Origin of the sequence: Brevundimonas sp. Root608 (genome assembly GCF_001427825.1) — a bacterium.
Taxonomy (GTDB): domain Bacteria; phylum Pseudomonadota; class Alphaproteobacteria; order Caulobacterales; family Caulobacteraceae; genus Brevundimonas.
The window spans coordinates 364,198-372,717 of the sequence record NZ_LMGT01000004.1; the positions used below are offsets into that span (position 1 = coordinate 364,198).

General features: G+C 68.6%; 9 protein-coding genes. 5 read left to right on the forward strand and 4 right to left on the reverse strand.

The genetic code is table 11. From position 1 onward, the window contains the following. Window positions 1-17: 17 nt before the first annotated feature. Window positions 18-2,807, reverse strand: coding sequence for a DNA gyrase subunit A (gene gyrA / locus ASD59_RS08185; protein WP_055830638.1), 2,790 nt, complete (start codon window positions 2,805-2,807; stop codon window positions 18-20). Window positions 2,808-2,932: 125 nt separating this feature from the next. Between gyrA and ASD59_RS08190 the strand changes: the two genes are divergently transcribed. After that, entirely contained in the window at window positions 2,933-3,508 is a 576-nt protein-coding gene (locus ASD59_RS08190; RefSeq protein WP_055830641.1) for a superoxide dismutase family protein, read from the forward strand. 3 nt (window positions 3,509-3,511) lie between these two features. Here ASD59_RS08190 and ASD59_RS08195 read toward each other — a convergent pair whose 3' ends face one another. Continuing rightward, window positions 3,512-4,069 carry a hypothetical protein gene (locus ASD59_RS08195; protein ID WP_055830642.1) on the reverse strand — a complete coding sequence of 186 codons (558 nt, stop codon included), beginning with the start codon at window positions 4,067-4,069 and terminating at the stop codon, window positions 3,512-3,514. A gap of 57 nt (window positions 4,070-4,126) precedes the next feature. Between ASD59_RS08195 and ASD59_RS08200 the strand changes: the two genes are divergently transcribed. The 3 genes from ASD59_RS08200 to ASD59_RS08210 all read left to right on the forward strand — a co-directional run bounded on the left by ASD59_RS08200 (window position 4,127) and on the right by ASD59_RS08210 (window position 5,033). Continuing rightward, complete coding sequence (locus tag ASD59_RS08200; RefSeq protein WP_235561760.1) at window positions 4,127-4,522, forward strand: DUF5990 family protein; 396 nt, start codon at window positions 4,127-4,129, stop codon at window positions 4,520-4,522. Between the two features lie 72 nt (window positions 4,523-4,594). After that, window positions 4,595-4,762 (forward strand): 50S ribosomal protein L33, encoded by a 168-nt coding sequence (gene rpmG, locus ASD59_RS08205; RefSeq protein ID WP_055830646.1) that lies wholly within the window; start codon window positions 4,595-4,597, stop codon window positions 4,760-4,762. A 76-nt stretch (window positions 4,763-4,838) separates the two neighbouring features. After that, a complete protein-coding gene (locus ASD59_RS08210; protein WP_055830649.1) occupies window positions 4,839-5,033 on the forward strand; it encodes a hypothetical protein in 195 nt (64 codons plus the stop codon). Window positions 5,034-5,039: 6 nt separating this feature from the next. Here the strand turns inward: ASD59_RS08210 and ASD59_RS08215 are convergent, their stop codons facing one another. Both ASD59_RS08215 and ASD59_RS08220 read right to left on the reverse strand, forming a co-directional pair. Next, window positions 5,040-6,404, reverse strand: a complete 1,365-nt coding sequence (locus ASD59_RS08215) for a PleD family two-component system response regulator (protein WP_055830651.1) — start codon at window positions 6,402-6,404, stop codon at window positions 5,040-5,042. Window positions 6,405-6,410: 6 nt separating this feature from the next. Continuing rightward, window positions 6,411-6,776 (reverse strand): response regulator, encoded by a 366-nt coding sequence (locus ASD59_RS08220; protein ID WP_055830736.1) that lies wholly within the window; start codon window positions 6,774-6,776, stop codon window positions 6,411-6,413. Between the two features lie 294 nt (window positions 6,777-7,070). On the opposite strand from ASD59_RS08220, the gene ASD59_RS08225 reads away from it, so the two are divergent. Next, entirely contained in the window at window positions 7,071-8,315 is a 1,245-nt protein-coding gene (locus ASD59_RS08225; RefSeq protein WP_055830737.1) for a DNA polymerase IV, read from the forward strand. Window positions 8,316-8,520 lie beyond the last annotated feature (205 nt).

The window sequence follows — 8,520 nt, forward strand, 5'->3', positions numbered from 1 at the left end:
ATGAGCGGCTTTAAAACTCAGCCTTCGGTTTCTGCGCCGTCCGCCTCATCCTCGACCGCGCCGTCCTCGCCCCCGCCGCTGTCCGGCAGGCGTTCGACCGACACGACCCGCTCGCCCTCGGCGGTGCGGAAGATGGTCACGCCCTGGCTGGAGCGGCCCACGATGCGGACCTGCCCCACCGGGGTGCGGATCATCTGTCCGCCCGAGGTGACCAGCAGCAGTTCGTCGCCGTCCTCGACCGGGAATGAGGCCGCCAGACGCGTGCCCGCGCGGCCGCCCAGGCCGTGGGCCGTCAGCCCCTGCCCGCCCCGGCCCGTGCGCCGGTATTCATAGGCCGAGGATCGCTTGCCGAAGCCGGTGTCGGTGACGGTCAGGATGAACTGCTCGGCGGCGCCCAGTTCGGCGATACGCTCGACGCTCAGGGCCGCGGCGTCGGCGGAACCTTCGCCGCCCTCGTCGTCAGCCTCGACCGTCGGCGCGTCCTCGTCGCCCTCGCCCGTCGCCCGGCGCATGGCCGAGGCGTGTTTGACATAGGCGGCCCGCTCGTCCGGCGTCGCGTCGACGCGGCCCAGCACGGCCATGGAGATGACCTCGTCGCCCTTCTGCAGGCGCACGCCGCGCACGCCGGTCGAATCCCGGCCCTTGAACACGCGCACGTCGTCCGCCTTGAACCGGATGGCCCGGCCCAGGGCGGTCGTCAGCATGACGTCGTCCTCGGCCGTGCACAGGGCCACGCCCACCATGTGGTCGCCGTCCTCCAGCTTCATCGCGATCTTGCCGGCCCGGTTGACGGTGGCGAAGTCGCTCAGCTTGTTGCGGCGCACGTCGCCCGACCGGGTCGCGAACATGATATCGAGGTTGCCCCACTCCGCCTCGTCCTCGGGCAGCGGCAGGACGTTCATGATCGAATCGCCCGGCTCGATCGGCAGCAGGTTGACGAAGGCCTTGCCGCGCGACTGCGGATTGCCCAGCGGCAGCCGCCAGGTCTTCAGCTTGTAGGCCTTGCCGTTGGTGGCGAAGAACAGCACCGGCGTGTGGGTCGAGGCCGAGAACACGCCGACGACGGCGTCGTCCTCCTTCATCGCCACGCCGCTGCGGCCCTTGCCGCCGCGATGCTGGGTCCGATAGGCGTTCAGCGCCACCCGCTTGACGTAGCCGCCGTGGGTGACCGTCACGACCATGTCCTCGCGTGGGATCAGGTCCTCGTCCTCAAGCTCGAAATCGCCCTCGCCTATGATGGTGCGGCGCGGAACGGCGAACTCTTCCCGGACCAGCAGCAGATCCTCGCGGATCACCGCCAGGATGTTGGCGCGGTCGCTCAGCAGGGTCAGATGGCCCTGGATGGTGTCGGCCAGGCCGCGCGCCTCTCCGAAGATGTCGTCGCGGCCCAGGCCGGTCAGGCGGCTCAGGGTCAGGCCCAGGATGGCGCGCGCCTGTTCGTCGGTCAGGTTCAGCTTGTCGCCGTCGACCAGCATGGAGCGCGGGTCGGCGATAAGCTCGATCAGGGCGATCATGTCGCCCACCGGCCAGCTCTTGGCCTGCAGCCGCTCGCGCGCCTCGGCCGGATCGGCCGAGCTGCGGATGATGTGGATGACCTCGTCGATATTGGCCACGGCCACGGCCAGGCCGACCAGCACATGGCCGCGGTCGCGGGCCTTGGCCAGTTCGAACTTGATGCGGCGGACGATCACCTCTTCCCGGAACTCCAGGAAGGCTTCCAGCAGCTGGCGCAGCCCCATTTGCACCGGGCGGCCGTGGTTCAGCGCCAGCATGTTGACGCCGAACGAGCTCTGCATCGCGGTGAAGCGCCACAGCTGGTTCAGCACCACGTCGCCGGACGCGTCGCGCTTCAGCTCGATCACCATCCGCATGCCGTCGCGGTCGGATTCGTCGCGGACGTCGGAAATGCCCTCGATCCGCTTCTCGCGGACCATTTCGACGATGCGCTCGATCAGGGTCTGTTTGTTGACCTGATAGGGCAGCTGGGTGACGACGATGGCCTCGCGGTCCTTGCGGATCGTCTCGATCGTCGCCTGGCCGCGCACCATGACCGAGCCGCGGCCGTCGCGCAGGGCGTTGCGAGGCGCCGTGCGGCCCATGATCTCGCCGCCGGTCGGGAAGTCGGGACCGGGCACGATGTCCAGCAGGGCGTCGTCGCTGATGTTCGGATCGTCCAGCAGCGCCACGCAGGCGTCGACGATCTCGCCGAGGTTATGCGGCGGGATGTTGGTCGCCATGCCGACGGCGATGCCGCCCGCGCCGTTGACCAGCAGGTTGGGGATCCGCGCCGGCAGGACGACGGGCTCCAGCTCCTTCTCGTCGTAGTTCGGCTGGAAATCGACCGTGTCCTTGTCGATGTCGGTCAGCAGGGCCGAGGCGGCCGGGGCCATCCGGGCCTCGGTGTATCGCATCGAGGCCGGCATATCGCCGTCGACCGAGCCGAAATTGCCCTGGCCGTCGACCAGCATCAGCCCCATCGAGAACGGCTGGGCCATGCGCACCAGCGCCATATAGACCGAGGCGTCGCCGTGCGGGTGGAAGCGGCCCAGCACGTCGCCGACCACGCGCGCGCACTTCGAATACGGCCGGTCCGGCGTCATCTTCAGATCGTGCATCGAATACAGGATGCGGCGGTGCACGGGCTTCAGTCCGTCGCGCGCGTCCGGCAGGGCGCGGCTCACGATCACGCTCATGGCGTAGTCGAGATACGAGCGCCTCAGCTCGTCTTCGATGGTGATGGTCGAGATGTCGCCGCCGCCGCCGCCCGAGGCCGGGGGAAGCGCGTCGTTATAGCTGTCGTCAGTCAAGGAAATCAGGCTTTAAATGGCCGGAATCGGAACGTGATCCGCGAACGGGTTTTCTAGCATCCAGAGGCCCCCGTGGCAAAGCCGGGCCGCCCGGAGACGCTCCGTCCAGACAAGGATTCCAGACCATGCGCCTCCCCCGCCTCTCCGCCCTCGCCGCCCTGCCCCTGATCACGCTCCTGGGAGGCTGCGTCACCGTCACCGCGACCGAATACGGCGAGGAGTCCGGGCGCGCCGCTCCGGGCGATTTCGGCGAGGCGACGCTGACGAATCCCTCCGGCGCGCGCGTCGGCCGGGCCATCCTGACGCAGGGGCCGACCGGCCTGCTGATTCGCATCGAGGCGGAGGGCCTGACCCCCGGCTGGCATGGCGTCCACATCCACGCCACGGGCCAGTGCGCCGCGCCCTTCACCTCGGCCGGCGGGCACATAAACCACGGCGACCCGAAGGCGCCCCATGGCCTGCTCAACGCCGGCGGACCCGACGACGGCGACCTGCCCAACGTCTTCGCCGACGCCCGGGGCCGCGTGAACGCCGAGGTCTTCACCACCCGCGCCCGGATCGCCCGCGAAGGCCCTGGCCAGTGGCTGTGGGACGCCGACGGCTCGGCCCTGGTCATTCACGCCGGGATGGACGACCAGACCAGCCAGCCCATCGGCGGCGCCGGCGACCGCGTCGTCTGCGGCGTGATGGCGGCCGGCTGACGCCTATTCGGCGACCGGCCGGGTCAGGTCGAACTCGACCCGCAGGTAGCGATTCGGCCGCCGCAGTTCATAGGCGAAGATTTCCGCGGGCCGGACCTCGACCGCCCAGACATTGGTGTTCGAGACCGTGGCGTTGCGGCGTGTGAACAGGTCCTTCGAGAATTGGTCGACCGGAAACTCCTGCCGCGTCGCCGTGCCGGGCGTGACGGTGTCGCCGCCGTACTGGCTCAGTTCGTCCTCGGTCCCGTCCTCGTGCCGGTGATCGTGCTTGAGGCGCAGGCCGTCGGCCGTTCGGGTGATCACCCAGGTCCGCGACCGGTTCTCGCCCACCCAAAAGGGAATCCGCACCTCGTTCGCCGAACAGTCCCGCACATGCATTAGCAGCCGCGACCGGGCGAAGTCGGCGTCGGCGGCGTCCGTGGTCGCCACCCGCCCCTCGAACCTCTGGCCGCACAGGGCCTTCAGATTGGCGAAGAAGGCGTCCTGCGGCGAGACCGGCGCGGGCGCCGTGGCGCAGGCGGACAGGGCGATGGCGGCGGCCAGAACGACGATCTGTTTCATGGGCCCAGCTTGGCACGACCGGCTCCCCTCGCCTAACCTCCACCCATGGCCTCTGCCGTGACGCTTCGCCTCATCATCGACGATCCGGTCCCCGGGGTGCGCTACAGCCTCCAGAGTGACGACCTGCCGTTCGAGCCCGTCACCGCGGGCGACGGCCCGATCTCGTTCGACGTCCCGATCACCCTGCATCCCGACGGCCGCATGACCGGCCCCTTCGTGCGCCGGGAGGGACCGACGCGCCGCTTCGTCTACATCCGCATCGGCACGTCGGCGGGCGACCACGCCAGCCTCTGGAGCCGCCGCGCCAAGATCGACATCCACGACATCCCGCCGGCCCTGCTGACCCCCGGCGCCGTTCTGGAGGTCCATCTGCCCGGCCGCGGCAAGGACGGTTCCCCCGCCTGCGCCACCGTCCGGCCCCTCGGCGCGTGGAAGACCGCAAGTCGTCGTTGACTTCCGGTCGCGCCTGAGTATGTTCCGCGCCTCTTATTTTAGCGGCTTTCGCCGTCGCAGAGGTAATTCCCGATGGCCAAACCGGCTTCCATCAAGATCCGCCTGAACTCCTCGGCCGACACCGGCTTCTTCTACGTCACCAAGAAGAACGCCCGTACCATGACCGAGAAAATGGTCGTCAAGAAGTACGATCCCGTCGTGCGCAAGCACGTCGAGTTCAAGGAAGGCAAGATCAAGTAGGGTTCACGCCCTGCTGGATACGAAAACGCCCGGTGGAAACGCCGGGCGTTTTTCGTTTGCGTGCTAGATTGTCCCGATGAGTGACCCGACCGACGATCCGAAGGACTCCGCCGCTGCGCCCTCGCCTCCCGAGAGCCCCGTCCAGCGCGCCCTCCGCCTCAAGCAGGCCGCGATCGAGGCGCGCGAGAAGCCGCCGCGTGGCGGCCGCTTCCAGCGCGAACAGGCCGCGCGCATCGCCACCGGCAAGTCCAAGCCCTGGATGAGCCGCTGACGCCCCTCAGGCCGCTCTTGCGATGACCTGGTTCCGCCCGTGGGCCTTGGCCTCATAGACGCCCTCGTCGGCCCGCTTCAGCAGGGCGTCGGGCGTGTCGCCCCCGCCGGCGCTCGCCGCCACGCCCACCGAGACGGTGATCGTCAGCCCCTCGGCGCCGCCCATGATCGGGAACGGCTGGGCCGCGACGTCGCGCCGGATGCGGTCGGCGACGCGCGCGGCGTCTTCCAGGCTGGCGCCGGGCATCACCACCACGAATTCCTCGCCGCCCAGACGGCACGGCAGATCGATGGCGCGCACATTGGTCGCCAGCCGCACCGCGAACTCGCGCAGGACCTCGTCGCCGGCGTCGTGGCCGAAGCCGTCGTTGACCAGCTTGAAGTGATCGATGTCCATCATCAGCACGGCGACGGGCTCGCCGCCCTGGCCCGCCCGGGCCATCAGCCCCTGCAGCTGCCCGGCCATGTAGCGGCGGTTGTGAAGCCCCGTCAGGGCGTCCGTGACCGCCATCTCCAGGCTGTAGTCCAGCTTTTCCTTGAGGAAGTCGGCATAGCGTTTGCGCTTGATCTGGGTCCGCGCCCGCGCCTCCAGCTCCTCCGGGTCCACCGGCCGGGGCAGGATGTCGTTGACGCCCAGCTCCAGCGCCTTCAGCAGCCGCGGCCTGTCGGCCTGATCGACGACCGCCAGGATCGGCAGACGGCGCGAGGCCTCGGTCGACCGCACCTGGGCCACGAAGCGCAGGCCGTCGAACTCCGAACTCGACACATTGACGATCATCAGATCGACCGGCCCGCGCGCCGCGATCAACGCCGCCGCCGGATCGGCCTCCACCGTCGGCCGGTGTTCGCCGGCCAGATGTTCGACCATCTTCTCGGCCTGTCGGGCGTTGTCGTCGACGATCAGCACCCGCCCGCCCGATCCGCGCAGCCGCCCCGCGCCGTCGGTGTCGACGCCGATGCGGCGGCCGGTCTCCTCGCGCTCGCGCAGCTCGTCCATCACCGATTTCAGCCGCACCAGCGATTTCACACGGGCGAACAGGACCACGTCGTCGATCGGCTTGGTGACGAAGTCGTCGGCCCCGGCTTCCAGGCCCTTGATCTTGTCCTCGCGCCCGTCCAGCGCCGTCACCAGCACCACGGGGATGTGGCGGGTCACCGGATCGGCCTTCAGCCGCCGGCAGGTCTCGAACCCGTCCATGCCGGGCATCATCACGTCCAGCAGGATGATGTCGGGACGTTCGTCCGATGCGATCTGAAGCGCCGTCGCGCCGTCGCAGGCGGTCAGCACCTCATAATACTCGAGCGTCAGCTTGGCCTCGAGCAGGCGGACGTTCGGTTCGACGTCGTCAACGACCAGAATGCGCGCCGTCATCGGTCCCTACCCCAGATGTTTCCGAACCACGTCGAGGAAATGCATCACCGAGATGGGCTTGGAGATATAGGCCTCGCACCCGCCCTGGCGGATGCGCTCCTCGTCGCCCTTCATGGCGAAGGCGGTGACGGCGACGACGGGGATGTGGCTCAGCTCCTCGTCGTCCTTGAGCCATTTGGTCACTTCCAGGCCGCTGATCTCCGGCAGCTGGATGTCCATCAGGATCAGGTCGGGCTTGTGCAGGCGCGCCAGGGCGAGGGCCTGGAGCCCCTCGCGGGTCTGCAGGGTCTCGTAGCCCTGGGAATCGAGCAGATCATGAAAGAGCTTCATGTTCAGCTCGTTATCCTCGACGATGAGGACTTTCTTGGACATCATCACCTGGCCTGTCGCCCCATGGAGTGCGGCTGCACGGAGGCTTGTCGCCTTCTTCGTGCACTGTGGCCCGGCGGGTCTTAAGTTGGGGTGAAGCCCCTCTCCGCCGGCGCAGCCGGCCTTCAGACGGGTTCATCACAAGGGACACAAAGGCCCCCAAAGGGCACAATGAGGCCGGGCCGCTTCCGGGCCTTCTTCGTGGTCTTCGTGCCTCTTCGTGTCCCTTGTGATGAACCTCCCTCGGCGCCGCCTCCCGGATGACGGATATTGGACCGCCATGGCCCCTTCCTGCGCATGAAAGCCATCTGCCGCGACTGCCTGTGGACCGGCGACCACCAGGTCGACCGGTGCCCGGTCTGCGATTCGCGCCGCGTCGTCCGCCATGACGAACTGGACCGGCTGACCATCGCCCATCTGGACTGCGACGCCTTCTACGCCTCGGTGGAGAAGCGCGACCGGCCCGAGCTGCGCGACAGGCCGGTGATCGTCGGCGGCGGCAAGCGTGGCGTGGTTTCCACCTGCTGCTACGTCGCCCGCCAGTACGGCGTCCATTCGGCCATGCCGATGTTCAAGGCGTTGAAGGCCTGCCCCGAAGCCGTCGTCATCAAGCCCGACTTCCGCAAATACATCGCCGCCAGCGAGGCCATCTTCGGCGCCGTGGGCCGGCTGACGCCGCTGGTCCAGACCCTGTCGCTCGATGAGGCCTGGATCGACCTCGCCGGCACCGAACGGCTGAACGGCGGGCCTCCGGCCTTCCAGCTGATTCGCCTGCAGAAGCAGATCGAGGAAGACACGGGCCTGACCGTCTCGATCGGCCTGGCCCCCAACCGCTTCCTCGCCAAGGTGGCGTCCGAACTCGACAAGCCGCGAGGCTTCTCGGTGCTGGGCGCCCGGGCGAAGGACCTGCTGGCCCCGAAACCGATCCGCATCCTGCCCGGCGTCGGCCCGGTGTTCGCGAAAACCCTGAACAGCGACGGCTTCGCCACCGTCGGCGATCTGGCCGCCGCCGACGTCCGCGACCTGGTCAAGCGCTATGGCGAGACCGGCCTGCGGCTGCACGATCTCGCCCACGGCCGCGACGCCCGGCTGGTCAATCCGACCCATGACCGCAAGGGCATGAGCGCCGAAACCACCTTCAACGAGGATCTGACCTCGGCTGAGGATCTCGAGGCCGAACTCTGGCCCCTGTGCGAGAAGCTGGCCTCCAAGGCCCGCCGCGACGGCGTGGCCAGCCGGGTTCTGGTGCTGAAACTGCGCCGCACGGACTTCAGGATCGTCACCCGTCGCATCTCCCTGCCCGAGCCGGTCCAGACCGCCCGCGCCCTGTTCGCGGCCGGCCGGGCCCTGATGACGCCCGAACTGGGCCGACCCTACCGCCTGATCGGCATCGGCATGGCCGAGGTGGTCGACGCCGTCGACGCCCCGGCCCTGTTCGAGACGACCGAGGCGCGCGCTCTCAAGACCGAAACCGCCATCGACGCCCTGCGGGCGAAATTCGGCGCGAAAGCCGTGGTGGCCGGGCGGGCGCTGAAGGACTGACCGTAACGTCTGCTCCCACATCGTGGGGAGGGGGACCGCCGCGCTACCTCCCATCCGCGATGGGGAGAAGACAGTCCCCCCTCCGTGCATCCCCGCGAAGCGCGTGACGCTGCTCGCCGGATCTATAGTCGGGTTGGCGGGAAAATATCCTGCCGGTTCAACATCTTCCGCTTTTCTCAAACTCTATTGTCAGCACCGCCCCCCG

Bases quoted from the DNA above. Each gene is read 5' to 3' on its own strand.
- ASD59_RS08220 (WP_055830736.1), bottom strand. From the start codon at position 6,776: ATGTCCAAGAAAGTCCTCATCGTCGAGGATAACGAGCTGAACATGAAG.
- ASD59_RS08215 (WP_055830651.1), bottom strand. From the start codon at position 6,404: ATGACGGCGCGCATTCTGGTCGTTGACGACGTCGAACCGAACGTCCGC.
- rpmG (WP_055830646.1), top strand. From the start codon at position 4,595: ATGGCCAAACCGGCTTCCATCAAGATCCGCCTGAACTCCTCGGCCGAC.
- ASD59_RS08210 (WP_055830649.1), top strand. From the start codon at position 4,839: ATGAGTGACCCGACCGACGATCCGAAGGACTCCGCCGCTGCGCCCTCG.
- ASD59_RS08225 (WP_055830737.1), top strand. From the start codon at position 7,071: ATGAAAGCCATCTGCCGCGACTGCCTGTGGACCGGCGACCACCAGGTC.
- ASD59_RS08195 (WP_055830642.1), bottom strand. From the start codon at position 4,069: ATGAAACAGATCGTCGTTCTGGCCGCCGCCATCGCCCTGTCCGCCTGC.
- ASD59_RS08190 (WP_055830641.1), top strand. From the start codon at position 2,933: ATGCGCCTCCCCCGCCTCTCCGCCCTCGCCGCCCTGCCCCTGATCACG.